Origin of the sequence: Streptomyces sp. NPDC001717 (genome assembly GCF_042892775.1) — a bacterium.
Taxonomy (GTDB): domain Bacteria; phylum Actinomycetota; class Actinomycetes; order Streptomycetales; family Streptomycetaceae; genus Streptomyces.
Genome location: NZ_JBIAUK010000023.1, coordinates 78,382 through 103,339, shown reverse-complemented (window position 1 = coordinate 103,339; position 24,958 = coordinate 78,382). Strand labels below are relative to the sequence as shown.

17 protein-coding genes and 5 pseudogenes are annotated in these 24,958 nt (G+C 72.2%); 8 read left to right on the top strand and 14 right to left on the bottom strand.

Features of this window, described 5'->3' with window-relative positions; all coding sequences use genetic code 11:
* Positions 1–98 precede the first annotated feature (98 nt).
* Positions 99–455 (top strand): STAS domain-containing protein, encoded by a 357-nt coding sequence (locus tag ACFYZL_RS29165; RefSeq protein ID WP_388683006.1) that lies wholly within the window; start codon positions 99–101, stop codon positions 453–455.
* Between the two features lie 9 nt (positions 456–464).
* On the opposite strand, the gene ACFYZL_RS29160 is transcribed toward ACFYZL_RS29165, so the two are convergent.
* Complete coding sequence (locus ACFYZL_RS29160) at positions 465–1,025, bottom strand: SixA phosphatase family protein (protein ID WP_388683003.1); 561 nt, start codon at positions 1,023–1,025, stop codon at positions 465–467.
* On the opposite strand from ACFYZL_RS29160, the pseudogene ACFYZL_RS29155 reads away from it, so the two are divergent.
* Both ACFYZL_RS29155 and ACFYZL_RS29150 read left to right on the top strand, forming a co-directional pair.
* Positions 992–1,270: pseudogene (locus tag ACFYZL_RS29155) on the top strand (hypothetical protein); the annotation flags it as partial. The gene ACFYZL_RS29160 and the pseudogene ACFYZL_RS29155 overlap by 34 nt on opposite strands.
* A 60-nt stretch (positions 1,271–1,330) precedes the next feature.
* Positions 1,331–1,550: pseudogene (locus ACFYZL_RS29150) on the top strand (PP2C family protein-serine/threonine phosphatase); the annotation flags it as partial.
* Positions 1,551–1,654: 104 nt separating this feature from the next.
* Here the strand turns inward: ACFYZL_RS29150 and ACFYZL_RS29145 are convergent.
* Positions 1,655–2,557, bottom strand: a pseudogene (locus ACFYZL_RS29145) (PAS domain-containing protein); the annotation flags it as partial.
* Between the two features lie 703 nt (positions 2,558–3,260).
* On the opposite strand from ACFYZL_RS29145, the gene ACFYZL_RS29140 reads away from it, so the two are divergent.
* Positions 3,261–3,584 (top strand): plasmid stabilization protein, encoded by a 324-nt coding sequence (locus ACFYZL_RS29140; RefSeq protein ID WP_384744241.1) that lies wholly within the window; start codon positions 3,261–3,263, stop codon positions 3,582–3,584.
* Positions 3,585–3,773: 189 nt separating this feature from the next.
* Here the strand turns inward: ACFYZL_RS29140 and ACFYZL_RS29135 are convergent, their stop codons facing one another.
* The gene (locus ACFYZL_RS29135; protein ID WP_384744243.1) at positions 3,774–5,561 is read right to left on the bottom strand and encodes a thiamine pyrophosphate-requiring protein; all 1,788 of its coding nucleotides are present in this window, start codon (positions 5,559–5,561) and stop codon (positions 3,774–3,776) included.
* A 165-nt stretch (positions 5,562–5,726) separates the two neighbouring features.
* On the opposite strand from ACFYZL_RS29135, the pseudogene ACFYZL_RS29130 reads away from it, so the two are divergent.
* A pseudogene (locus ACFYZL_RS29130) lies at positions 5,727–6,287 on the top strand (pyridoxal 5'-phosphate synthase); the annotation flags it as partial.
* Between the two features lie 50 nt (positions 6,288–6,337).
* On the opposite strand, the pseudogene ACFYZL_RS29125 reads toward ACFYZL_RS29130, so the two are convergent.
* Positions 6,338–7,866 (bottom strand): annotated as a pseudogene (locus ACFYZL_RS29125) (molybdopterin-binding protein).
* Between the two features lie 258 nt (positions 7,867–8,124).
* Here ACFYZL_RS29125 and ACFYZL_RS29120 point away from each other — a divergent pair.
* The 3 genes from ACFYZL_RS29120 to ACFYZL_RS29110 all read left to right on the top strand — a co-directional run bounded on the left by ACFYZL_RS29120 (position 8,125) and on the right by ACFYZL_RS29110 (position 11,409).
* Positions 8,125–9,090, top strand: a complete 966-nt coding sequence (locus ACFYZL_RS29120) for a 5'-nucleotidase (protein WP_384744244.1) — start codon at positions 8,125–8,127, stop codon at positions 9,088–9,090.
* Positions 9,091–9,220: 130 nt separating this feature from the next.
* Positions 9,221–10,744: a sensor histidine kinase gene (locus ACFYZL_RS29115; RefSeq protein ID WP_388682998.1), complete on the top strand. Its 1,524-nt coding sequence runs from the start codon at positions 9,221–9,223 to the stop codon at positions 10,742–10,744.
* Between the two features lie 8 nt (positions 10,745–10,752).
* Positions 10,753–11,409, top strand: coding sequence for a response regulator (locus ACFYZL_RS29110; protein WP_384744246.1), 657 nt, complete (start codon positions 10,753–10,755; stop codon positions 11,407–11,409).
* A 284-nt stretch (positions 11,410–11,693) separates the two neighbouring features.
* Here ACFYZL_RS29110 and ACFYZL_RS29105 read toward each other — a convergent pair whose 3' ends face one another.
* The 10 genes from ACFYZL_RS29105 to ACFYZL_RS29060 form a co-directional block, all read right to left on the bottom strand.
* Positions 11,694–12,560 (bottom strand): sugar-transfer associated ATP-grasp domain-containing protein, encoded by an 867-nt coding sequence (locus ACFYZL_RS29105; protein WP_384744248.1) that lies wholly within the window; start codon positions 12,558–12,560, stop codon positions 11,694–11,696.
* Positions 12,557–13,750 (bottom strand): 7TM domain-containing protein, encoded by a 1,194-nt coding sequence (locus ACFYZL_RS29100; protein ID WP_388682995.1) that lies wholly within the window; start codon positions 13,748–13,750, stop codon positions 12,557–12,559. The genes ACFYZL_RS29105 and ACFYZL_RS29100 overlap by 4 nt, the downstream gene beginning before the upstream one ends.
* A gap of 186 nt (positions 13,751–13,936) precedes the next feature.
* Positions 13,937–15,085 carry an agmatine/peptidylarginine deiminase gene (locus ACFYZL_RS29095; RefSeq protein WP_384744252.1) on the bottom strand — a complete coding sequence of 383 codons (1,149 nt, stop codon included), beginning with the start codon at positions 15,083–15,085 and terminating at the stop codon, positions 13,937–13,939.
* A gap of 107 nt (positions 15,086–15,192) precedes the next feature.
* Positions 15,193–16,362, bottom strand: coding sequence for an agmatine/peptidylarginine deiminase (locus tag ACFYZL_RS29090; RefSeq protein ID WP_384744253.1), 1,170 nt, complete (start codon positions 16,360–16,362; stop codon positions 15,193–15,195).
* 232 nt (positions 16,363–16,594) lie between these two features.
* The gene (locus tag ACFYZL_RS29085; protein ID WP_388682990.1) at positions 16,595–18,340 is read right to left on the bottom strand and encodes a beta-galactosidase family protein; all 1,746 of its coding nucleotides are present in this window, start codon (positions 18,338–18,340) and stop codon (positions 16,595–16,597) included.
* A gap of 43 nt (positions 18,341–18,383) precedes the next feature.
* Positions 18,384–20,345, bottom strand: a complete 1,962-nt coding sequence (locus ACFYZL_RS29080; protein WP_388682987.1) for a glycoside hydrolase family 5 protein — start codon at positions 20,343–20,345, stop codon at positions 18,384–18,386.
* Positions 20,346–20,475: 130 nt separating this feature from the next.
* A complete protein-coding gene (locus ACFYZL_RS29075; RefSeq protein WP_388682983.1) occupies positions 20,476–21,321 on the bottom strand; it encodes a carbohydrate ABC transporter permease in 846 nt (281 codons plus the stop codon).
* A gap of 7 nt (positions 21,322–21,328) precedes the next feature.
* Positions 21,329–22,261: a carbohydrate ABC transporter permease gene (locus ACFYZL_RS29070; protein ID WP_384744261.1), complete on the bottom strand. Its 933-nt coding sequence runs from the start codon at positions 22,259–22,261 to the stop codon at positions 21,329–21,331.
* A 5-nt stretch (positions 22,262–22,266) separates the two neighbouring features.
* The gene (locus ACFYZL_RS29065) at positions 22,267–23,550 is read right to left on the bottom strand and encodes an ABC transporter substrate-binding protein (protein ID WP_384744262.1); all 1,284 of its coding nucleotides are present in this window, start codon (positions 23,548–23,550) and stop codon (positions 22,267–22,269) included.
* Between the two features lie 173 nt (positions 23,551–23,723).
* Complete coding sequence (locus ACFYZL_RS29060; protein ID WP_388682980.1) at positions 23,724–24,914, bottom strand: ROK family protein; 1,191 nt, start codon at positions 24,912–24,914, stop codon at positions 23,724–23,726.
* Between the last annotated feature and the right edge of the window lie 44 nt (positions 24,915–24,958).

Below are 24,958 nucleotides of genomic sequence, written 5' to 3'. Positions count from 1 at the left end.
CCGGGCACACACCGCCCGCGCCGTCACATTCTGTGGCGCGGCCCGGTGCATGGGGAGCCTCACGAGGGGCAGGAACCTGACGTATCAGGAGGCACATCATGGTCATCGGCAAGGGGGACACGGACCGACCGAGGACGCTGCGAAATCAGGACCCGTACGTGCTCCGTGTGATCGGCGACATGGACCTCGACCACGCGGATCAGCTGCGTGGCTCGCTGGATACCGCCCTCTCCGAGGCCCCGGAAGGCTCGGACGTCATCGTCGACCTGCAGAACTCGTCGTTCTGCGACTCGACCGGGCTCAACGTGTTGCTGGCGGCGCGGGAGGAGGCCCGCGCACTGGGCCATCATCTGCTGCTCGCGGCGCCCAGCCACCAGATGATCAGACTGCTGGACCTGACCGGATCGGACGGCCTGTTCACCCTCCTCCCCTCGGTCGCGGACCGGCGGGAGTAGCGCGCGGGGTCAATCGGTCGGTGACCAGAAAGCCGTCACGGTGCCGCTGCCCGGGGACAGTCGCTCCCAGCCGCCGTACACGTCCAGCACCACTACGCCCGAAGTCGGGAACCCCGCCCTGACGCGCTCCAGCAGATCCTCGGGGCCGCTGCCGCACAGCCCGACGGCCAGCTCGTGGATGCCCGAGTTGTGGCCGACCAGTGCCAGGCATCGAAGGCCCGGGCCCCGCTCCGCCAGTACGGTCACCAGCATGCTCGGGGGCGCGTTGTAGAGCCGCTCGTCGTACACGGCGGGCGGCGGGTCCTCCAGCGCGGCCGCGGCGAGCTGCCAGGTCTGACGCGTCCTGCGGGACGGGGAGCACAGCACGAGGTCCGAGGTGAAACCGGAGTCCGCGAGCCAGTGACCCGTCCGGGGCGCGTCGGTCTTTCCGCGCTCGCACAAGGGACGGTCGAAGTCGTCCAGGGGTTGGTCCTTCGGCACGGCCTTCGCGTGCCGGACCAGCAGCAGCCGGCGCCGGTCCGCCCCGTCGGTCGCCGGTGGCGCCGGCCGGGACGCGGGGGGTTGGTTCATCTCCGTCTCCTTCCGTCCGCCTGCTCAGGCTCGGTTCGCAGGAGGAGCAGCGCGATGTCGTCGGTGGTGTGGAAGCCGGGGCCGGAGCTGTCGAGGATGGTGTCGACCAGCTCGTCGAGGCCGATGCCCGCGGGCTCGGCGAGGACGGAGGCCAGCGCCTCCGTGCCCCGCTCCGCGTCGACACGGCCCCGCTGCTCGGCGTCGGTGTCCACGCCCCCTGCCCGGTCACCCGCCTCGAACTGCCCCCGGGCACGCTGATCGCCTTCTACACGGACGGTCTGGTGGAGAAGCCCACCACCGCCGGCCTCCAGCAGGCACTCCTTCCGCACCGCCTGCCCAGCGTGCCCGGACTCGAGATCGCCGCACGCTACCTGCCGGCCGGCCACGGGATGGAGATAGGGGGCGACTTCTACGACGTCATCGTCCTGGACGCCACCACCGTCGCCGCCGTCATCGGAGACGTAGAGGGTCACAACGTCGCCGCGGCCGCACTCATGGGGCAGCTGCGCACCGCCGTGCGCGCCACCGGCGTGCGCGAGGTCGTTCGCGGTGTCGTACAGGCGGGCGCGGTCCAGCGCTTGGGCGATCAGCCCGGCCGGCGCGGTGAGGACGGCGCGCTCGTCCGCGGTGAAGGCGTGCGGCAGCTCGTAGGAGAGGATGCAGCAGCCGACGGGGCGGGCGGAGATCATCAGCGGGAGGAAGGCCCAGGCCTGTTTGCCGCTCAGCCAGGGGGCGCGGGGATAGGCATCGGCCATCTCGCGCGGGCTGCCGAAGAAGGCCGGGGCGCCGGTGGCGAGCACCCGCCCGGCGGGGGTCAGTTCCGTGTCCAGGGGCAGGGCGTCGAGGCGGTCGATGACGGCTGGGTCGTACCCGTGATGGCCGGTGATCTTCAGTCGGCCGGAGTCCGCGGCGGAGAGGACGACGGCGTCCGCTCCGAACGCGGGGAGGATCTGGTGGGCGACGAGATCGACGACGTCGCGGACGGCGATGGTCTCGGTCAGGGCGGCCGACAGGTGCAGGAGCTGGTAGACCCGTCCCGCGTCGACGCCGGGCTTGACCGGGCCCGGTCGGGGCCGGGTGGAGGCGGGGGCGCCCGGCTCCGGCGGGGCGGCCGCGGGGTCGGTGATGCGGACGCTGATGCCGCTCGCGTCCGGGTACAGCTCGAAGCGCAGTCGGCCGTCGGGGGGCTTGCGCGTGGTGACCTCGACCGGCTCCCGGCTGATCACGGCCGTCCGGTAGCGGTCCTCGACCAGGGGGACGTCGAGCCAGGGCAGGGACTGCCAGGGCCGTGTGCCCACCAGTTGGGCGGCGCTGCGGCCGAGCAGCTCCTCGGCGGTGCCGTCGAGGAAGGTGATCCGTCCCTCCAGGTCCAGGGCCAGGGCGCCTTCGGGAAGCCGCTCGGCCCAGTCCGCGGCGGGCCCGGGGCCGGTGCCGGGGCCGCCGCGGACCGGACCGGGGTTTGGGCCTGGGCCGTCGTACGGGCGGAGCGGTGCGGCCGGGACCACGCGCGGCTGTTCGGGAACCACGGCCATGGCCTCGGCTCCGGCCCCGTCCAGGATCCGTGCCAGGCGGTGGGCCTCGGCGGTGAGGTGGTCCAGTTCTCGGCGGGTGGCGTCGGCGGGGTGCCGGGCGGGCCACAGCAGCAGCACCGCTCCCCGGCGGCCTCCCCGGCCCGGCAGGGGCGCTGCGGCGAGCGAGAACCGGTAGGGCAGGGGCACGGCGACCCGTGGGTAGGCGTGCGCGAGGTCTTCCTGGGATCCGACCCACACGAGCCGGTCCTCGCGGACCGCGTCGGCGACCGGGGTGTGGCCGTCCACCGGAATCCGCTGCCAGGGACGGGCCACCTCCACGGGGATGGCGCAGAGCACCGCCGGCCCGAGGCCGCGGCGCCCCGTCCGCTCCCACAGGTACACGGCCCCGCCGGAAGCTCCCGTGCGCCGGACCGCCTCGGCCAGGGCGCCGTCGAGCGGTGCGGTAGCCGCCGGGTCCGTACCGGCGCCGCCCGTGTGCTCACCGCGGCGGGTCAAGGCTCACCTCCGAGGACGGCTCACCACTCGTGTGGGCCCTCTCCGTACTCGCCCGTCGGCAGGGGCCCTCGAATGGTCCATACATGCCGCGTGCCCGGACCTCCGGGCCTGAAACGGCAGGGGCTCCGGTGACAGCCGGCGTCCGGCGTCCGGCCGCGATGGTCCCGGTGAACGGGGGTAGGCGCCCCGAGAAGGAAAGGAGATGGCCATGCCCCGTGGATCCTCCCCGAAGCGGGAACGCCAGTACGAACACATCAAGGAATCCGCCGAGCAGCGCGGCGAATCGGAAGAGCGCGCCAAGGAGATCGCCGCCCGGACCGTCAACAAGGAACGCGCCCAGGCCGGAGAGTCCAAGACCGCCAGTCGGTCGTCCATCGAGGACATGCCCTCGCCGAAGCGCGGCGGGCAGCACTCCCACAGCGGTTCCCAGGGCCCCACGAAGGACCAGCTGTACAACGAAGCCAGGCAGCGCAACATCAAGGGGCGCTCGCAGATGGACAAGGCCGAGCTGAAGCGCGCCCTGGGCCATTGACCACGCCCGCCCACACACAGGCGCCGGGCCGGCCCACGTCCGGCCCGGCGCCGCGGTCGCCGTGTTCGGAGCCGGTCCCGTCGATCTCGTGGCGCCGCACAGCGCGATGCCGCTCGGTGCGGCGCGGGTGCCATGGGCTCGCCCCACCCCTGGGTCCGGGGCGAGCGGTGGCGGCTTGACGGGGCGGCGTCACTCCTTGCCGCTGCCGGGCAGGAATTCCTGGATCTTCGCCTTGATTCCCTGGCGGACCATGGCGCCCCGGCCGCTGTCCCCGTGCAGCACGGCCGCGGCCGTGGCCTTCGCCTGGTCGAACGTGGAGTGCGGTGGGATCGGGGGTACGGCCGGATCCGTGCGGAAGTCGATGACGTAGGGGCGGTCCGCCGTCAGCGCGTTGCGCCAGGCCGGGTCCACGCCCTCGGGAGACTCGACCCGCTCCCCCGCAAGGCCGATGCCCACGGCGAAGTCCGCGTACCGCAGGTCGGGCAGCGCTTGGGATTCCTCGAACTGCGGCACTCCCTCCATGGCGCGCATTTCCCAGGTGACCTGGTTGAGGTCGTGGTTGTTGAGCACCGCGACGATCAGACGCGGATCCGACCATTCCCGGTGGTACTTGGCCACCGTGATCAGCTCCGCCAGGCCGTTCATCTGCATCGCGCCGTCGCCGACGAGCGCGATCACCGGCCGTTGCGGGAACGCGAACTTCGCCCCGATGGCGTACGGCACCCCCGGGCCCATCGTGGCCAGGGTTCCGGAGAGCGATCCGCGCATGGAGCCGCGCATCCGCAGGTGCCGCGCGTACCAGTTCGCGACGGACCCCGAGTCCGCGCACAGGATGGCGTCGTCCGGCAGCAGCACGTCCAGCGCGTGGACGACGTACTCCGGGTTCACCGGGTCGGCGGGCACCTTGGCCCTGCGCTCCATCACCTCCCACCATCGCGCGGTGCCCTGTTCGACGGTGTCCCGCCAGGCCCGGTCGGTCTTGGGTTCGAGCAGCGGGATCATGCGCTTGAGCGTCTCCGCCGCGTCGCCGACGACGTTGACCTCGAAGGGGTAGCGCAGACCGACGAGGGAGGGATCGATGTCGATCTGCACACCGCGCGCCTGGCCGAATTCGGGCAGGAACTGGGTGTAGGGGAAGCTGGAACCCACCACGAGCAGCGTGTCGCAATCGCGCATCATCTCGTACGAGGGGCGGGTGCCCAGCAGCCCGATCGATCCGGTGACGTACGGAAGGGTGTCGGGCAGCACGTCCTTGCCGAGCAGTGCCTTGGCGACGCCCGCGCCCAGGATCTCGGCGACTTCCTCGACCTCGGCGCGCGCGCCCCGGGCGCCCTGGCCGATCAGCATGGCCACCTTGGAGCCCGCGTTCAGGACTTCGGCGCACCGGGCGATCTCGCCGTTGGCGGGCACCGGCGCGAAACGGCCCATGCCCTGACTCGACGGCACCATCTTGAAGGCGTGCCCGGGCGCCTCGTACTCGAGGTCCTGGACGTCCGCCGGGACGATGATCGCCGTCACGGTGTGGCGGGCGGCGGCCACGCGCATGGCCCGGTCGAGGACACCCGGCAGCTGCTGCGGCACGGTGACCATCTCGCAGAAGTCCGATGCCACGTCCTTGTAGAGGGAGAGCAGGTCCACTTCCTGCTGGTAGGCGCCGCCCATCGCGGACCGGTCGGTCTGGCCGACGACGGCGACCACGGGCACGTGGTCGAGCTTGGCGTCGTAGAGGCCGTTGAGCAGATGGATCGCCCCGGGGCCGGAGGTCGCGGCGCAGACTCCGGTGCGGTGGGAGAACTTCGCGTATCCGACGGCCTGGAACGCGGCCATCTCCTCGTGCCGGGCCTGGATGAAGCGGGGCCTGTCGCCTGCCCGGCCCCAGGCGGCGAGCAGACCGTTGATGCCGTCTCCCGGGTACGCGAAGACGTACTCCACGTCCCACTGTCGCAGTCGTTCCAGCAGATGGTCCGAGACCTTCATCGCGCGAACTCCGTTCGCAGCCGAACGTCGGCCCCGTGAGGACCGGGGGCGCGATCCACGCCCTGTTGCGCGGCTAACCCGTGAGCACCGCGGCAAACCCCTGCGAGGTGATCGACCGGCGGGCCGGGCCGGACGTACGGTCCGGGCGGCACGACCGACCCCGTCCGGCTGTTCCTCTCCTGGCTGTCCGACGCCGTCGCGGACGACCTGCGCGACCCGCACGCCATGACCCTGTCCACGGTCGACGAGGTCGGCGACCCGGATGCCCGGGTGCTGATCCTCAAGGACGTGGACGCGTCCGGGTGGCGGTTCGCCGGGCACGCGTTCAGCCCCAAGGGCAACCAACTGGCCGTCCATCCACGGGCGGCACTGACCTTCTACTGGCCGGAGCACGGTCGGCAGGTGCGCCTGCGCGGGCCGGTCACGCCCGGCTCGGCCCGCGACAACGCCGAGGACTTCCTGGCCCGGGCGGCCTCGGCGCGCGCCGAGGCCCTGCCGGGCCGCCAGAGCCAGTACCTGGCCGACCCGGCCGAACGGGACCACGCCTTGGAGAAGTCCCTGGCCCTGATCGGCAAGGAGCCTTCGCTCGTCGACTCCGCCTGGACCCTGTACACCCTCGCGCCGACGGTGGTCGAGTTCTGGCAGGCGGCGCCGAGCCGCGTGCACACGCGGCTGCGCTACGAACGGACCGCGGACGGCTGGGGTCGATTCCAGCTCTGGTCGTGACGCTCCGGACGAGGGAGAACGGTGCTCGACGCGGTCCGAGGATGCCGCGATCAGCCCGCCGTCGTCAGGAGCAGGGAGGCCGAGCGGCCGTCGCTCCAGCCGGGCGGGAGCGCCGCGAGGGCATCCCCGACGGCGGCCCCTCGGAGGAAGGCGGCGCGGTGTCCGTCCGCGATCCGGGCTCCTGCCTCGCCCCAGGCGACGGGGACCAGTCGGGTCTGGCCGGGGGCGGGGCGGGCCTGCCCGTGGACGGGTACCCGTGGGAGGGACGGGAGGGGGCGTCCGGTCAGGCCCGCGAGCAAGGGGCCGAGCAGGGTGTGGGCCGCGACCAGGGCCGCGTACGGGTTCCCGGGCAGTCCCACCACCCAACGGTCCGCCCGGAGTTCGGCGAGCAGCATCGGGTGCCCGGGACGGCAGGCGACCGTGTCGACGACCATCCGCGCCCCGGACTCGGCGAGCAGCGCGCGCAGTCGGTCGGTCACACCGACGGACGTGGAGCCCGTCACCACGACGACGTCCGCGTCCCGCAGTGCGTGGACGGCCTGCGCGGACAGCGCCGCCGGCCGGTCGGGGACGTACCGCAGTCGGCAGACCTCGCCGCCGAGTCGGTCGATCAGGGTCGGGAGGAGCGGGCCGAGGGCGTCGCGCACTCGCCCGGGGGCGGGCCGCCCCGCGCGCGTGATGCGGTTGCCCGCCGGTCGGGGGTTGACCTCGACCAGCCGTGACCCGTCGGCCGTCAGCTTGAGCTCGGTGTGGCAGACCACCTGGTCCAGTCCCAGCGCCTCGACCGCCCGGCGCGTGGTCTCCGCGGCCTCTGCGGCTTGGGCCTCGTCGATCCCGGCCGGGAACATGTGCCCGGTTTCGACGAAGGCGGGCGCGCCGCCGATGCTCTTGTCGGTGACGCCCACGACGTGGGTGGACCCGCCGAAGGAGACGGTCTCGACACTGACTTCGGGCCCGCGCAGGAGCTCTTCGAGCAGGATGACGGGCGCCCTGTCCTGGCCGCGCGCGTTGACCGGGAACTCGGCGAGGGCCTGGCAGGCCCGTTCCCGCTCGTGCTCGTCGCGCACCGCGCGGACCAGCATGCCCGCGCAGAGGTCCACCGGCTTCACGACGAGCGGGTAGCCGATCCCGCGGGCGGCGGCCGCCGCCTCCCCGGCGCCCGCGCAGATCGCGAACCGGGGCCCGGGGACATCGGCCGCGGCGAGCACACGCCGCGTCAGGTCCTTGCGGCACGCTGCCTCGACGGCCTCCGGCGCGGGCCCGGGCAGGCCCAGCCGGTGGGCGGTGTGTGCGACGGCCGGCAGGTAGTAGTCGCACGAGGAGACGACCCCGTCGAAGCCGAGCACGCTGTGCAGGCCCTCGATCCGGGCGAGGAGGCAGGCCGTGTCGTTCGTGTCCGCCGTGATGACGTGCGGGCCGTGAGGAGGGGGTGCGGGCCCTCGCCCTCCGGGGCCGCACGCAGGTAGTGGTGCAGGTCGCGGGTGACGAACGTGCACTCGTGCCCCTCCTCGCGGATCGCTCCGGGGAGCAGCCTGCTCATCGACCCCACCCAGCTTTCGATCACCAGCAGATGTCCCACCGGACTTCCTCCCGGACTGCCGTCGGTTCGGTGCGACGCAGACGTCATCGGAAATCGTTTTCATTTCAATATGGCTGTTTTCCGGTGGCGCGTGGTCTCCCCGAGCCGGACCTGGGCACTCACGCTCACCGAGCCGACGGCCTGACGTCGACGGGACGGGTACCGGGCGGGCAGAGCGCCCGGCGCCGTCCGCGTTTTCGGCATGTTCGAGCCGGTGATAACCCTCTCGACACCGCCCGCGTGCCGACAGGGGGCGTGATGAAGTACGACCTGTCCGACCGCCTCGTCATAGGGATCGCCTCCAGCGCCCTGTTCGACCTCACCGACGGCGACGCGGTGTTCCGGGAGCAGGGCGAGGACGCGTACCGGACCCATCAAGAGGCCCATGTGGACGACGTCCTGGCCACCGGGGTGGCCTTCCCCTTCGTCCGGCGCCTGCTGTCGCTGAACGACCTCGCGGATCCCGTCGATCCGCTGGTCGAGGTCATCGTCCTTTCGCGCAACGACCCGGACACCGGGCTCCGCGTCATGCGCTCGATCTCGGCGCACGGCCTGCGCATCAGCCGGGCCGTCTTCCGACAGGGCCGGCCGTCGCACCGGTTCATGCCCGCTCTGAACATGTCCTTGTTCCTCTCGGCCAACGGCTCCGACGTTCGCGAGGCGGTGGCCGACGGGATGCCGGCGGGTCACGTACTCGCGACGGAACGGGTCGACGACGACACCGACCGGGAACTGCGCATCGCCTTCGACTTCGACGGCGTGGTCGCGGACGACTCCTCCGAGCGGATCTACCAGGCCGCCGGCATCGCCGAGTTCCGCGCGCACGAAGTCCTCAACGTGACCACCGCGCACGACCCCGGCCCCTTGAAGGACTTCCTCGCGGGCATCAACCGCATCCAGCGCCGCGAGGACGAGGAGCGCCGCAGGAATTGCGACTACCGGCCCCGCCTGCGGGTGTCCCTGGTCACCGCCCGGGACGCCCCCGCGCACGAGCGTGCCGTGCGGAGCCTCAGGCAATGGGGGCTGCGCGTCGACGACGCCTTCTTCCTCGGCGGCGTCGACAAGGCCGCCGTGATGCGCGCGCTCGATCCGCACATCTTCTTCGACGACCAGGTCTCCCACCTGACCGGCACGGCGCCGGCCACCCCGAGCGTCCACGTGCCGTTCGGAATCGTCAACGCGCCCCCTCGCGGCGCACCCGCACCGATCAGGGACCGGCCATGACCTCCCGGGGGAAGGAGGGAGGGCCGCGGGGCACATATTGACTGAATCTTCAGTCGAGGAGAGGATGCGGACAGACCTACAGACCTCCGGTCGACGTCCCCCTCCCCCGCACCGCCGAAAGAGCCACCGCATGTCCGCCGAACGCCCCGGCGCGCGCGCCGCCGACCCGTCTCGGCGGCTGCCGCCCGTCACTCTGCGTCTGCTCGGCGACCTGCTGTTGATCGCCGCCGTGACCCTGACCGCGTTGGTCCTCTTCGAGTGGACCGACAGCTGGGGCGTCCGGGGGCTGATCGGTCCCGTGGCCTACTACGCGGCCATCGGCTGTGCGGCCGTGGCGGTACTGGTCCGGCGGCGGTGGCCCTCGGTCGCTCTCGCGACCGCCGCGGCGATGGTCGCGGTCGAGCCGCTGACCGGCGGGGCGTTGGTCGCGGCGGCCTACGCGGCGGGTTCCCGCTGGGCAGAGCTGCGTCACCGGTCCGTGCTCGCGGCGGTGAGCGTGACGGGGCCCCTGGTCCTCACCACGGCGATCACGACCGGCGCGAGCGGGCCGGTGCGCGAGTACCAGGCCATGATCGTGCTCGTCACCGGGATCGTGTGCGGAGCGCTGCCGGGTCTGGTGGGCGCGCTCGCCGGTCAGCGCGAGCGGCTGCTGAGCGCGCTGTGGGAGCGCAACGCCGTCCTGGAACGGGCGCAGCGCTCGGCGGAGGAGCAGGCCCGGGCGCGTGAGCGGGCCCGGATCGCCGGCGAGATGCACGATCTGCTCGGGCATCGGCTCAGCCTGGCGGCGCTGCACTCCGGCGGGCTGGAACTGGCGGGCCGGGCGGGTTCCCCGGAGATCCGACGGGCCGCCGTGCTGGTGCACAGCACGGTGCGGGAGGCGATGGACGAGCTGCGGGGCGTGCTGGGCGTGCTCCGGGCGGGCGACGCCGCGACCGGGGCTCCGGACCCGCTGACCCCCGCGACGGGCACCCACGCGGATGTCACCGCCCTCGTCGGCGAGTCCGCCGCCGCCGGCATCCCGGTGGACCTGCGCTGGACCGGCGGGGACCTGGTCGACGCCGCCCCGACCGCCCGGCGCGCGGTCCACCGGGTGGTCCGGGAGGCACTGACCAACGTCCACAAGCACGCCGGCGGCGCCCCGGTGGAGGTGATCGTCCACTGCGACACCGGCGAGGTACGGGTCGACGTCCGCAACGGGCCGCGGCCCGCGGGCCGCCACGCACGGCCCGCACGCGGCAACGGGCTCGGGCTGGCCGGTCTGCACGAGCGGGTTCGCCTGCTCGGCGGTTCGCTGAGGGCCGCCCGCACCGGCGAGGGCGGGTTCAGCGTCGACGCACGCATCCCGCTGGACGGCGGCCCGGCCGCTCCCCGCTCGGCGTCCGACCCGGCAGCGGGGCTCGGCGTACTGGTCGGCGCGCAGACGTGGCCGAGCCGGACCGCGGCGAGCGCGGTCATGCTGCTCGGCGTGGTGGGCGCGGTCGCCCTGCAGTTCCTGACGCTCTCCTTCGTCCCCTTTCCCGTGGAAGGGGGACCGGAGGAGTTCGAGCGGCCCGGGGTCTCCGTGGAGGACGACGCCCGCCGCGGCCCCTTCGACCGCATCGCCCCCCTGGACTCCCTCGACCCTCTCTTCCCGAGTTCCTTCCACACACCGTGAGGCCTGCCGTGATCCGTGTTCTCCTCGCCGACGACCAGGACCTGGTGCGTGCCGGGATCCGGCTGGTCCTGGGGCATGCCGAGGACATCGAGGTGGTGGCGGAGGCCTCTTCCGGCCACGAGGCGGCGGAGCTCGCCGTCCGGCACCTGGTGGACGTCGCCATGCTCGACATCCAGATGCCGGGTTCCGACGGGCTCGACGCGGCCGAACTGATCGCCGCCCGGGCCCCGTCCGTCCGGGTGGTCATGCTGACCACCTTCGGGGAGGAGGAGTACGTGGCCCGGGCACTGCGGGCGGGTGCGATGGGGTTCATGCTGAAGGACAGCACCCCGCAGGAGCTCATCCAGGCCGTCCGCACGGTCGCGGGCGGTACTCCGATGGTGTCGCCGCGAATCACCCGGCACCTCATCGACCGGTACCTCGAGTCGGACGAGGAGCAGGCGGATCCGCGGCTCGACCGGATCGCGGCCCTCACCGGGCGGGAGCGGGAGGTGCTCGCCATGGTCGGTACGGGTGCCTCGAACGCGGAGATCGGAAGGCGGCTGCACCTCGGCGAGGGCACGATCAAGGCGTACGTGAGCCGGATGCTGACCAAGCTGAGCTGTGCCAACCGGGTCCAGGCGGCCCTCCTCGCCCGCGACGCCCGGCTCCGCCCCGACCGGTGACACGACGGGTGACACGACCGGCGCCGTACCCCGTCAGGGCCGCTTGGAACCGCTCGGGGACGTTGACGGGCGCACGGTCGGCGACGCGGACGGCCGCCCCGACGGCGACGCGGACGCCTGCGCGGACGCCTGCGCGGACGGCGACGCGGACGCCTCAGTGGACGGCGGCGCGGCGTCGTGGTCGGACGCGGGCCGGGGCGGCTCCGCGCGTACGGCGCTCATCGTGAGGAACGCACCGGCGAGTCCGGCTACGACGATCTTGGAAGCCAGGGCGAGCCCTCGCATCAGTGCCTCCTGTGCTGGTCGGACGACGCGGGCGCCAGACCGCGTCCCGTGACGTTCTGGATCTGGAGCCCCGGCCGGGCGTTGACCTCCAAGATCAACGGGCCCCGGCCGGCGTCCACGACGATGTCGGCGCCCAGGTAGCGCAGCCCCGTCGCCTTCGCGCAGCGGCGGGCCGCGTCGAGCACCTCGGGCCAGTGCGGGACGCTCGCGCCGATCAGGGGTTCCCCGGTGTCGGGGTGGTGGTCGGTGGGTTCCTTGCCGACCAGGGCGTGGGTGATGCGGCCGGTGGCGAGGTCGACGGCGGCGCCGATGGCCTTCTGGTGGAGGTTGGCCCGGCCGCCGCTGAACCGGGTCGGCAGCCGCAGCATCGCCAGCTGCGGCCGGTCGCCGCGGCAGATCACCCTGATGTCCGGCAGGCCCTGGTGCGAGAGCCTTTCGAGTTCCGGGTGGGCCCGGATGAGCGGCTCGAACATCGCCCAGTCGTTGGGCCGCGGGGAGAACTCCCCGTCCAGGATGCGCCGCAGGTGGTCGGTGACGGTCTCCCGCGCGATCCGTTTGCCGGAGGAGGAGTACCAGGTGTTGCGGCGTCGGCCGAACGACAGCAGGATGCCGTTCCCACCGAGGCTCTGGTTCGGTTTCAATGCCCACGAGTCGGGCAGGCCGGCCCAGTCGAGGGAGGCGATCTCCCGCCGGGAGCGCAGCAGGCCCACGGTCGGGGAGGTCGGTGCGCCGACGGCGGCCAGGGCCTGCTTGGTCGCGTACTTGTCGTTGACCAGGCGGATCGCGGACGAGGGGTTCTGTTCGGCGATCCGGGCGTTGCGCAGGTTCATGCCGAGGACCGGGTCCCAGCCGCGGAGCCGGATCACGCGGCACCGCCCTGCGCCTTGGCGGCGGGGGCGAACCTGAACAGCTCGCTCAGCCGCAGCCCGCGGTAGGTCCCGACCAGCACCGCCCACAGCGCGCAGACGCCCGCCAGTTGCAGCGGTACGACCTCCGCGAGGTGGCGTACGAACGGGGTGAGGAGCAGCAGTGCCACCAGGACGGCCGTGCCCATGGTCACCGCGGCTCCGACGAGGGCCGAGCGGGCGCCGTCGAGGTCCCACTGCTCCCACAGGCGTTCGGTGATGATCGAGGTGACGACGACGGGCAGGGTCATGCCCCAGGAGTCGGACAGGCCGAGGCCGCCGAGGGAGAGCTGGGCCGCGATCAGGCCGGAGGTGACCACGCCGATCAGTACGCCGAGGCGGGCGACGCGCGGCAGGTGCAGGCGGCGCAGCAGCGGTTGGATGACGAATCCGAGCGCGAACAGCGCGAGCGTCAGGGGCACTCCGAGCAGCAGCCCCGACTGCGCGTAGGCCAGGGCCAGCAGGACGGGGCTGAAGGTGCCCAGGGTGTTCAGGCCGACGACCACCCGCAGCAGGACGATCACCAGGGCGGCGAGCGGCAGCAGGGCCATCATGGACACCGGGTCGATCGCGGGGGCCTTGGCGAACAGGATGCGCAGGGCGGAGGGGGCCTTGGCGGCGTCCGGCTGGGTCAGCAGCCGCTTGCCGACGACGACGTGGAGTCCTTGGACGTCCTGTCGGCCGAGCAGGACCGGCGTCTCCCTCTTCGAGCGGTTGTTGACGGTGGTCTTGGCGACGAACGACCGGCCGGCGAGGCGCACCGTGGAGTCGACGACGGGCCGCTGTTCGCGGCCGAGCGCGGAGGCGACGGTGACCTTGGGGGCCGCCTTGAGGTCGAAGCCGAGTTCCTTGGCCAGCTTGGTGTCCATCGAGGACGCCGACGCGCCGGTGTCGACCATGGCGAGCACTTCGAGCGTCTTGCCGTTCGGTCCGCTGACCCGCACCATCTCCCGTTCGCCGATCACTTCGGGCGAGTGGCCGAGGGAGCGGTCGGGTGAGCCGAGGACGCCGAGCAGCAGTACGCCCAGGGCGGCCACGGCGGCCAACACCTTGAGGAGCACCGGCGTCTTCCCCCGGTCGCCCCGGTGTTCGCCGCGCGGTGTGCGGTCCGCGCAGGCCGGCCCTGCTTCGTCCTTACGAAGGTCATTCACATGAAGGTCGTTCACGGGACCAGCTTTGGCGAGCGGGAACGGCGCGCAGTAGTGGCGATCGGCCCGGCGGGTGCAACGAAAGTGCACAGTCGTCCGCGTCCGGAACGACAATGACCGCAGCCCGGCCCCACGTCGTGCGACGTGGGGCCGGGCTGCGGTCGGGGAGCGGCTCGGGGAACGGTTCGGTCAGCCGATCGCGGGCTGGTCGTGGGTGGCGCAGTGGATGCCGCCGCCGCCGGAGGCGATCGCGTCGATCTTCACCTGGACGATCTCGCGGTCGGGGAAGTGGTCCTTCATGACCTGCTTGGCCCGGTCGTCGGCCTTCGCGTCGCCGAACCGGGGCAGGTAGACGCCCTTGGCGCCGATGTAGAAGTTCATGTAGGAGGAGACGAAGGCGTCGCCGCGGCCGGTGATCCGGTCGGGGTCGGGCTGGGAGAGCTCGATGACCTCGATCTTCTTGCCGCGCGCGTCCGTGGCGTCCTTGAGGACGGACTTCGCCTGGTCGGCCGAGCGCGACCACACGTCGGCCGGGGTGCCCGGGAAGGCCTTGTCCAGGAGCACGACGCCGGGTGCGACGAAGCGCATCAGGCAGTCGACGTGCGCGTCGGTGATGTCCTTGCCCTTCACGCCGGCCAGCCAGATCACCTTGGTCACGCCGAGGGCCTTCTTCAGCTCCTGCTCGACCTGGTCGCGGCTCATGCCGGGGTTGCGGTTGGCGTTGACCACGGAGCTCTCGGTGAGCACGAGGGTGCCTTGGCCGTCGGTCTCGAAGGAGCCGCCCTCGGCGACGATCGGGGTCTCGACGCGGTCGAGGCCGTACTTCGCCAGCAGCGCGCGGGAGACCTTGGCGTCGTTGTCGTGCTCCTGCTTGTTGCCCCAACCGCTGAAGTTGAAGTCGACGCCCTTGACCTTGCCGCCCTCCTCGACGAAGACCGGCGCGGTGTCCCGGGCCCACAGGTCGTCGACCGCGAGCGGGATGACCTCGACGTCGTTCCCGCAGGCCTGCTGGGCCGCCTCCTCCTGGTCGGGCCGGGCCATGAGCACCACGGGCTCGCGGGCGCCGATGGCGGCGGCGAGTCCGGCGATGTCCTTGCGCACGCCGCCCAGCTGGTCCCCCCACACGTCCTCCGAGGCGGGCCAGGACATGAACGTACGGGTGTGCTTCTCCCACTCGGCGCCGAACCGGCGCCCGTTCGCCCCGCCGGGGCCGGGGGCCTGGCCGCCGTCCTGCTCCGGGTCGTCGAGCTCGGAGCAGGCGGTCAGGCCGAGGGCGAGCACGCTCGCGCCCGCGATGGTGCGCATCATGGCGCGGCGTGACAGGGCGGGGTTCGACAAGGGGTCCTCCGGAGGGTGAGGGGAGAGGGGAAGGGAGGGGTGACCGGGACCGGCACCCGGCCGGGCCGGCGGAGCGGTGCGCCGGCGGTGTCCGCGGGGACGCGGGGTCAGGGCATCGGCTCGTGCATGGTCGAGCAGTGGATGCCACCGCCGCCGCCCATCAGGCGGTCGACGTCGAGCTGGACGACCTCGCGGCCGGGGAAGGCCGCGGCCAGGGTCTGACGGGCTGCCTCGTCCTTGGCACGGTCGCCGAACTGGGCGGTGATCACGCCGCCGTTGACGAGGACGAAGTTCAGGTAGGAGTCGACGAAGGTCGAGCTCTTCGAGCGGACGGTGTCGGGGCCGTCCACCCGGATCACCTGGAGCCCCCGGCCGCGCGCGTCGGTCGCCGCGGAGAGGATCGAGAACTGCTCTCGGGCGTCGCGCGCCCAGACGTCGTCGCGGTCGGCGGGCGGCAGCTGGACCATCACCACGCCGGGGCGGACGAACCGCGAGGTGACGTCGACGTGGTCGTCCGTGATGTCCTTGCCCTTGATGCCGGGCAGCCAGATCATCTTGTCCGCGCCGTAGGCGTCGAGGACGGCGTCCTCGATCTCGGCGCGGCTCATGCCCCGGTTGCGGTTCTTGTTGACCAGGCTGCTCTCGGTCGCCATCACCGTGCCGTCGCCGTCCGTCTCCACGGCCCCGCCCTCGCCGACCAGGTCGGCGTAGGTGAGCCGCAGGCTCCGGCGGCGGGCGATCCGCTCGGCGACCCGGGCGTCGTCGGTGTGGATCTGCTTGTTGCCCCAGCCGTTGAAGTTGAGGCAGACCGCGTCCAGGGCCCCGTAGCCGTCGCGGCGGAAGACCGGGGCGATGTCGCGCATCCACAGGTCGTCGGTGGGGATCGCGGTGGTCACCTCGATCTGCGGGCCGCACATGCTGCGCGCCTCGCGGGCGCTGTAGTCGTCGGGGACGCACATCACGACGGGCTCGAACTCGGCGATGGTGCGCGCGATCAGTGCGATGTCCTCCTGTACGCCGCCCAGCTGCCGCCCCCACACCGACTTCCGGGACGGCCAGGACATCCAGGTCCTGGCGTGCGGGACGTCATCGGCGGGCACCCAGGGGCGCGCTCCGCCCGGACGCGGCGCGGCCGAGGCGGAGGATCCCGTCAGCGCCCCGGCGCCGAGGGCGAGGCCGGCCGCTCCGAGGCCGGCCGCTCCGAGCAGGCGTCGGCGGGAGGGCAGGAACCCGAGCAGGTGGTCGCCGAGCGAGCGCTCGTCGCGGTGTTCGGTCATGGCATCTCCAGATCAAGTCGACCATCGCCGGGTCGGCGCCGCCATCGCGGGCACGGGGGCACCGGCCGGCCAGGGCTCCAGCCCTGCCCTCACCCTCGCACTGACTGAAACTTCAGTCAAACTCGTCGACCTGAGCGGTCCCGGCGCGCCCGCACATGGGCGATCCCCGCACACCGTGCCGAGAACACGGTGTGCGGGGAGGCCGGCGGACGGCCGGGAGGGGCGCCGGGGCTCAGTCCTGCGCGGCACCCGGGTCGGGCCGGTCCCTCAGTTCCACGGCGCGGGTCGCGGTGGCGTGGAGTTCCAGGACGGTGATCTCGTTGCGGCCGGTACGGAGCACCGGCGCGGGGACGTACAGGGTCGCCTGCGGGCCCCGGGACCAGTAGCGGCCGAGCGCGAAGCCGTTGATCCAGGCATGGCCCTTGGTCCAGCCGGCCAGGGCGAGGTGGCCGTCGGCGGGCCGGTCGATCTCGAAGGAGCCCTGATGAAAGGCCGGGCCCACCAGGGGTGCGGCGGGGGCGAAGGCGATCCCGTCCGGGGAGTCCAGCGGCAGCGGCCGACTGCTCCACTCGGTGAGCGGCTCGCCATTGACGGTGACCGCGCCGAGCAGGCCCTTGCGGTCGTGGACACCGGGTCCGTAGTTCACCCGGCCCTGGTTCTCCACCAGGACCGCCAGGCGCGCCCCGGGCCCGGGGCTGGTGAAGGCGAGGGCGTGCTCGTGGAGCTCCCGCGCCAGGACGCCGACGGGCTGCCCGTCGACGAAGACCTGGGCACGGTCGCGGACCTCGTCGATCCGCAGCACGGTCGGCCCGGCGGCCGGCAGGGCCGCCTCGTACAGCACGAACCCGAAGGACTGACCGAGCTGCTCCATGGTCAGCGGACGGTCGCCGAGGACGGCCTCGCCGAACAGCCGCTCTTGCTCGAACAGGCCGGCGCAGTGGTCGAGTTCGACGGTGACCGGGGCGAGCTTCCGGGCCCTGGCGGGGACGGTCTCGTCGGGAACCGGGGCGTGACGGGCGAGGACCTCGCGGAAGGCCTCGTACTTGGGAGTGGGGTCGCCGGCCTCGTCGAGCAGCGCGTCGTAGTCGTACGAGGTGACGGTCGGGCGGTAGGTGCCCTTGTCGTTGGCGCCGTTGGTGAAGCCGAAGTTGGTGCCGCCGTGCAGCATGTAGATGTTGACCGAGGCCCCGGCGGACAGCAGCCGGTCCAGGTCGGCGGCCGCGTCGGCGGCGTCGCGGGTGGTGTGTGCGGCGCCCCAGCGGTCGAACCAGCCGATCCAGAACTCCGAGCACATCAGCGGCCCGGTCGGCTGGTGCCTGCGCAGCGCGTCGAGGCCGGCCTCGACCCGGCTGCCGAAGTTCACGGTGCGGAGCACGCCGTCCAGGCCGCCGCGGGCGAGGTCGCCGGGCTGGTCACAGGTGAACAGCGGGACGTCCACTCCGTGGGTGCGCAGCAGGCCGGCGAGGTCGGCGAGGTAGCCGGTGTCCTCGCCGAAGGCGCCGTACTCGTTCTCCAGTTGTACCGCGATGACCGGCCCGCCGGCGGTGGACAGGTACGGCTTCAGCGGCGGGAGGAGGGCGGCGAGATGGGCGTCGACGGCCGCCAGGAAGCGGGGGTCGCGGCTGCGCAGGGCGATGTCCTCCTCGGTCAGCAGCCACGAGGGCAGGCCGCCGCCCTCCCATTCGGCGCAGATGTACGGGCCGGGCCGCAGGAGGACGTGCAGGCCCTCGGCGGCGGCGAGGTCGAGGAAGCGGGGCAGGTCGAGACCTCCGTCCAGCCGGAACTCGCCGCGCCGAGGGGCGTGGAGGTTCCAGGGGACGTAGGTCTCGACCGTGTTGAGTCCCAGCAGGCGTGCCTTGCGGAGCCGATCGGCCCACTGCTGCGGGTGGACGCGGAAGTAGTGCAGTCCGCCCGAGAGGATGCGGAACGGTCGGTCGTCGAGGCGGAATCCGTCCTCGTCGATCTCCAGTCGGGGCATGCCGGGTGCTCCTAGCTGTGCGTGCGGGTGCGGAGGAAGGGGGTCAGGTGAGGGGGCGGCAGAGCAGGGCGTCCGGGACGCCGTAGTGCATCCACTTCCAGGTGAAGGCGACGCCGGCGAGGTACTCGTTGTCGGCGCACTGGCCCTTGTAGTAGCCGGGTGCCCAGTCACTGGCGTTCGAACCACCGGTGGCGGGCCGGTTGTCGCCGTGGTCGAACCAGAGCACGCGACCGGAGGTGGGCAGGGCGGTCGCCGCCGGGGCGCAGAGCAGCGCGGACATGGCGTTGCCGTTCACGCTGTAGCCGACGGCGAAGGTGCGGTCCGGGCACTGGAGCTTGTTGTAGCCGCCGGCCCAGTCGCCCCCGGTGACGTACCGCTCGTCGGTGACGACGGTCCAGGCGCCGCCTCCCTTGGCGGGCCGGCCCGCGTCGGTGCACAGGCCCCGGCTGTCGCTGCGGCCGAGGCCGACGAGGCGCTGGGTGTCGGGGCAGTTGCCCTTGCGGTTGCCGGGCGACCAGTCGGGCTTCGCGAGCATGCCGGCGGAGACGTCGTAGTCGCCGTAGTCGAGGTTGAGCATGTTCCAGCGCGGGGTCTGGTCGACCGGGCCGGTCTTGCCGGGGGCGCCCACGAGCTTGTTCCAGTCGCCGGCGCGCCAGTCGCCGGCGTCCATGACGCCGAGCCGTGTGCCGTCCGCGCGGTAGTTGACCATGGCCCAGTTGTCGTTCGGCGTGCCGTTCGCGTCGCTCCAGCCGACCAGCGGCCAGATGGCGAAGTCGGTGTCGTTCCGCACCATGATGTCGGTGAAGTTGGTGAACCACGCGCGTTCGCGGGCGTCGACGTCCCCGCGGCCGGCGGCACCGAACTCGCTGATCCACACGGGTGCGGTGAAGTGCTGCCCGGACCGGGTGACGAACAGCGCCTGGTCGTCGACGACCTGGGCGAGCTGCTGGGGGGTGAACTCCTCGTAGCGCGGGTCGTGGGTCTCGCCCGTGCCGGTGGCGCCGGTGTGGTTCGGGCCGGTGTAGCCGTAGAAGTGGGCCGCGTAGACGAGCTTGTCGGAGCGGATGAGGGTGTTGGAGAGGGTGGCGACCGGGGTGAGCGTCGGACGGCCGTGGGGGGTCACGTCCGTCGGGATGCCCTGCCAGTTGATGCCCTCCATGACGACCAGCATGTCCGGGTCGGCCTGGAGGATCCGGTTGCCGGCGTCTTCCAGGGCCTTGTTGAGGTCGTGGTCGTTGCCCCAGCCCCAGTTGGGGTCGTTCCAGGTGTCGCGGCGGACCTCGTTGCGCAGGTCGGCGCCGACGACCCGCTTGTCCGCCTGGTAGCGCTTGACCAGGAACACCCAGTCGTCGATCCACGCCTGCGTGGACTGGCCGCTGTTCCAGCGCTCGTTGCCGTCCAGGCCGCAGCAGAAGCGGTAGCTGGTGGTGTGGTTGTTGAGGATGACGGCGAACCCGTCGGCGGTCAGGGCCGCGACGACGGCGTCGAACACCTGGAGCGGTGTCTTGCCCTTCAGCTGCGGGTTGGCGGCCACGGCCGAGTCCGGGACGACGCTCGTGTCGTGGAGCAGCGCGTTGGCGAACGGCAGTCGGACGCTGTTGAGGCCCATGGCGTGGAAGTCGGCCAGGATCTGTGCGATCGGCTTGCGGTCCAGGCCGAGCGGGAGGTTGTGCGAGTTCTGCCGCGCTTGGTGGTTGGCCACGTCGCCGACGTCTCCGCTGCCCTGCCAGGTGCCCTGGGCGCCGGCCCAGTTGCCGGACTTCAGCTTGAAGCGGTTCCCGTCGGCGTCGACGACGTACCGGCCCCGGGTGGAGAGCGGGCCGCGCCAGGAGGCGGCGAGCTGCTCGCCCGTCAGGGCTACGGGGGCGGACGCGGTGGCGGACGCCGGGGCGGCGGCGACGGCCTGTGCCCCGGGAACGGCCACGGCCGCGGCGATCAGCGCCGCGGTCGCGAGCAGCGTGCGCAGGCCTCGTGTCACGGACCTCGGTGATCTTGCGGATCTCATGAGGGATTCCCTCCGGATGGAGTGGGGTGAGGGAGCGGGGTGGAACGGCGGTGCGGTGGTGCCGTGGTGCGGCGGTGCGGACCCCGGACGGGAGCTCCGGGGGGATTCGGGGAGGCGGGCCCGGTTCGGGTCAGCCCTTGAGACCGCTCGTGGCGATGCCCTCGACGATGTAGCGCTGGGCGACGAGGAACATGACGACCAGGGGCGTGATGGTGACGACGGCGCCGGCGAAGAGGCCGGGGAGGTTGACGGTCTGCGAGGTGAGGAAGGTGGACAGCGCGATCTGCGCGGTCCAGGCGGACGGGTCCTGGCCGATGACCAGCGGCCAGAGGAAGGAGTTCCAGCTCTCGATGAAGGACAGCGCGCCGAGCGACGCCAGCATCGCGCCGGAGCTGGGCAGCGCGATCCGGCCGTACAGCCCGAGCCAACCGAGGCCGTCGAGTCGTCCCGCCTCTTCGATCTCACTCGGGAACTGGAGGTAGAAGTTGCGGAACAGCAGCACCGCGAAGGGGTTGAAGAGGCCGGGCGCGATGATGCCCCACAGCGTGTTGACGCCGCCCATCGAACCGACGACGACGAAGGTCGGTACGAAGGTGACCGAGCCGGGGATCATCAGCGTGGCCACCACCAGGGCGAGCAGCACCCCGCGCCCCCGGACCGGGATCCGGGCGAGGGCGTAACCGGCGGCGGAGGCCAGGAGCGTGGAGAGCGGCGCGGTCACGGCGGCGATCAGCAGCGAATTGCCGAGGGCGCGGCCCATGGAGACGGTGGGGTCCGAGAACAGGGCGGTGAAGTTCTCGAAGTGCGCCTCCCGGGGCCACCACGTCCACTCCGGGGACGTCAGGCTCCGGGAGTCCATGAGGGAGTTGCGGAGCATCAGGTAGAAGGGCGCCAGGAAGGCCGTGGTGAGCAGGCCGACGAGCAGACCGCGGGCCAACAGGCGTGCGGTCCGGGGGATTCCGGGCAGGGTGATCACGCGCTTCTCACTCTCCGCTCCTGCCGAAACCGGTGAACCGGCCCTGGATCAGGGTCACTCCGACGATGAGGGCGGTCAGCACGAAGGCGCCCGCCGAGCCGAGACCGTAGTTCTGGCTTCCCATGGCGATGTTGTAGAGGTGGACCAGCGGGGTCTGCACCGGAGCCGTTCCGGTGCCCGAGAGCCCGCTGTTGAAGAGGTTGTAGAACTCGTCGAAGGCCTGGAAGGCGGCGATGAACAGCAGCATGAGGACGGCGACGGAGGTGTTGCGCAGCATCGGCAGGGTGATCCGGGTCAGGAGCCGCCGGCCGGTCGCCCCGTCGAGCGCGGCGGCCTCGTGGACCTCCCTGGGGATGGCCTGGAGCCCGGCGAGGAAGAGCACCATGTAGAAGCCGACCTGGAGCCAGAGGCGCAGGCTCACGAGGACGATCCAGTACAGCGGTGGTGAGCCGCCCTGCAACCAGGCGACGGGCTCCGCTCCGAACCATCCGGAGATCGTGTTGGCGACGCCCGCCGGCAGGCCGTTGAACAGGCACATCTTCCACAGCAGGGACGCGGCGACGTACGAGACGGCCGCCGGTATGAGGAACGTGGTGCGCAGCAGGGCCCGGCCGCGCCGGATCCGGTGCACCAGCAGGGCCAGCCCGAGGGAGGCCGTGAAGGTGACGGGCACGATGAAGGCGGTGAACAACAGGATCTGGACCAGCGAGCCGCGGAACGCCGGGTCGGACAGGAGGGTGTGGTAGTTCTCGAATCCGACCCAGTGGCCGAGGGCGATGGTGCCGCGGGCGTCGCTGAGGCTCAGCAGGAAACTCCAGCCGATCGCCACGTACTTGAAGACGCCGAGCCCGATCAGCATGGGCGCGGTCAGCAGCACGAAGGCGAGCCTGCCGGACCGGCCGGCGCCGGCCGACCGGTTCACGGGATTCACCGCGTTCATCGGTTTCACCGGCCGAGCTGCTTGTCTATCTCGCTCTGCGCCTTCTTCACCGCGTCGGCCAGGAGGGCGGCGGGGTCTCCCTGCCCGCCGGTGATCTTCGCCGCGGCGGCGTTGAACGTGCTGCTCACGGCGGTGTCCCAGGTCCCCGGGTAGTGCTTGCCGTACTTGGCCGCCAGCTCCACGGTCTCCTTGGCCGCGCCCGCGGTGAGCTTCTGCGCGGAGGCCGCCACGGAGGTGCGCGGCGGGACGTGGAACCCGTAGCTCTCGGCGAAGTCCTTCTGCAGGTCGGACTGGCCGACCCACAGCCACTGGACGAACTTCTTCGCGGCGTCCACGTTCTTGCCCTTGGCGTTGACGCAGCTCGTCCAGCCGCCGACGCGGACGACGGGAGCGGCGCCGGCCTTGAAGGCGGGCCACGGCAGCACGCCGAAGTCGTCGCCGAGCGCGGTGGAGACGGCGGGCATCGACCACAGGCCGCCCCACTGCATCGGTACGACGCCCTGGGTGAAGGCGGCGGGATCCCACCAGTCCGTGGTGAACCCGAGGAGCAGGGACTTGTCGTCGTGCAGGCGCTTCAGCCCGGTCAGTGCTTCGAGCGCCCGGTCGGATCCGAAGGCCACCTTGCCGTCGGGGGTCACGAGGTCGCTGCCGTTGGCGAAGGCGGCGATGCTCGGGGAGTCGCCGATGCCGTCGTTGCCGACGAACAGGCCCTTGTTCTTGTCGGTGGTCAGGGCCTTCGCGGCGGCGACGAGGTCGTCGAAGGTGGCGGGCGGGGTGATCCCGGCCTTCGACAGGGCGCTCTTGCGGTAGTAGAGCATCATGACGTCGTCGATCATCTTGACGCCGTAGAGCTTGCCGTCGACGGCGACCGACTCGACGGCGTTGGTGTTGAAGTCGCTCTTGGCGCTGCCGTACACGTCGTCGAGCGCGGCGATCTGGCCGCGGCGGGCGAGGGCCTCGCTGAAGTCGCCGATCTCGAAGACGTCGGGCGCCGATTCGGTCAGCAGGGTCGCGTTGAGCTTGGCCGTGTAGTCGCCGGGCACCCAGGTCACCTTGACGGCTGTGTCCGGGTTGGCCTTGGTGAAGGCGGTCGCGTAGCGGAGCACGGCCTGCTGGGTGCCGGCCTCGCCGTAGGCGTGGTACCAGACGTTGAGGGTGGTCTTCGCTCCGGAGGAGGAGCCGCCGGTCGGGTCGGTGCCGCAGGCGGTGGTCAGGACCGTTCCGGCGGCGACGAGCAGCGATCCGGTGAGGAATCCGCGTCGGCTGAGCTCTGGTCTGCGTGCGCTCATGTCGCATTTCCTTCTGTGAGGGGTGCTGAGGGGACTGAGGGGGCGCGGTGCGGACGTGCTGTGCTTCCCGGCCGCCCGCCCCCGCCGGTGCGTGCGGGGGAAAGGGGCGGGCGGCGGTCGGGGATCGGAGGGGCCTACGCGACGGCTGTGGGGACGGCGGCCCGCCGTCCCCGTCAGCCGGCGCCGAGCGTGGAGGGGGTGGCCGGCTGCGGGAACAGGGCCTGGATGGCGACGGCGGCGCCGCCGCGGGCCCACTCCTCCCACGGCAGCGGGCGCAGCGACAGGGAGCACCGGGACGCGGCGCCGAAGACGTGTGCGGCGTATGCGTCCTGGATGTGGCTGCCGAAGAGGTCGTAGGTGTCGACTCCTTCGCCGCTGACGACGACCCGCTCCGGGCCGACGAGGTTGACCAGTGCGGCGATGCCGACCCCGATGGCCTCTCCGGCGCGGGCGAAGGCCTCGCGTGCCGCGGGGAGGCCCTCGCGCGCCATGGCGACGGCCTCGTCGAAGGTGAGACCCGGGTTCGCGGTGGACCGGCGGACCGCTTCGACGATCGCTCCGGTCGAGGCGATCGCCTCGACGCAGCCGCGCGCGCCGCATCGGCAGCGCGGACCGGACGGGTCGACGCAGATGTGTCCGACCTCGCCCGCGACGCCGTGGGCGCCTCTGAGGAGGTGCCCACCCACGACGAGCGCGGAGCCGATGCCCGCGCCGATGGTGACCAGCGCGAAGTAGCCGGTGCCGATGCCTTCGCCGAACCAGTGCTCGGCGACGGTCAGGGCCCTGACGTCGTTCTCGACGGTGACCGCGAGGCCGGTGGAGGCGGCGAGCAGTTCGGCGAGCGGGACCTCGCGCCAGCCGAGCAGGCCGGAGTGGCGCAGCCGGCCGTCGTCGCGGTCCACGTCCCCGTTCACGGCGACGCCGAGGTGGCGGGTGCGGTCGCGGAACGCCGGTTCGGAGTCCAGGAGTTCGTCCACCAGTTCGGCGACGAGGGCGGCGACGGGTTCGGGGGCGCACACGTCGAGGTGCCGGACGGCTGTGGTCCTGATGCCGGCCCGCAGATCGCATACGGCGCCGAAGACCTGGTCTGAGCTGATCTTCAGGCCGATGAAGTACTCCCGGTCGGGTGCGACCGCGAGCGGGTTCACCGGCCGACCGGCGCCGGGCGCCGTGCGCTCCGGGGGGAGTTCGTACAGGTAGCCGTCGTCGATGAGCGGTCTGGCCGCCTTGGTGACGGCCGTCGAGGAGAGCCCGGTGCGGCGGGCCAGTTCCACTCTGCTGAGCGGGCCCTCCGCGAGGAGCAGGGCGAGGACCGCGGTCTCGGCGGGTGCGCTGACCAGAGGCTGGGCTTGATGTCGGAACACGGGTGAAACGTAGAGCAAATAAATAACTTCTTCCAGTATTGATT

What these genes read in the sequence shown, in the direction of transcription:
- ACFYZL_RS29085 (WP_388682990.1), bottom strand. Translation starts at nt 18,340, where the DNA reads ATGCCCCGACTGGAGATCGACGAGGACGGATTCCGCCTCGACGACCGA.
- ACFYZL_RS29090 (WP_384744253.1), bottom strand. Translation starts at nt 16,362, where the DNA reads ATGACCGAACACCGCGACGAGCGCTCGCTCGGCGACCACCTGCTCGGG.
- ACFYZL_RS29120 (WP_384744244.1), top strand. Translation starts at nt 8,125, where the DNA reads ATGAAGTACGACCTGTCCGACCGCCTCGTCATAGGGATCGCCTCCAGC.
- ACFYZL_RS29080 (WP_388682987.1), bottom strand. Translation starts at nt 20,345, where the DNA reads ATGAGATCCGCAAGATCACCGAGGTCCGTGACACGAGGCCTGCGCACG.
- ACFYZL_RS29070 (WP_384744261.1), bottom strand. Translation starts at nt 22,261, where the DNA reads ATGAACGCGGTGAATCCCGTGAACCGGTCGGCCGGCGCCGGCCGGTCC.
- ACFYZL_RS29140 (WP_384744241.1), top strand. Translation starts at nt 3,261, where the DNA reads ATGCCCCGTGGATCCTCCCCGAAGCGGGAACGCCAGTACGAACACATC.
- ACFYZL_RS29065 (WP_384744262.1), bottom strand. Translation starts at nt 23,550, where the DNA reads ATGAGCGCACGCAGACCAGAGCTCAGCCGACGCGGATTCCTCACCGGA.
- ACFYZL_RS29115 (WP_388682998.1), top strand. Translation starts at nt 9,221, where the DNA reads ATGTCCGCCGAACGCCCCGGCGCGCGCGCCGCCGACCCGTCTCGGCGG.
- ACFYZL_RS29165 (WP_388683006.1), top strand. Translation starts at nt 99, where the DNA reads ATGGTCATCGGCAAGGGGGACACGGACCGACCGAGGACGCTGCGAAAT.
- ACFYZL_RS29135 (WP_384744243.1), bottom strand. Translation starts at nt 5,561, where the DNA reads ATGAAGGTCTCGGACCATCTGCTGGAACGACTGCGACAGTGGGACGTG.
- ACFYZL_RS29160 (WP_388683003.1), bottom strand. Translation starts at nt 1,025, where the DNA reads ATGAACCAACCCCCCGCGTCCCGGCCGGCGCCACCGGCGACCGACGGG.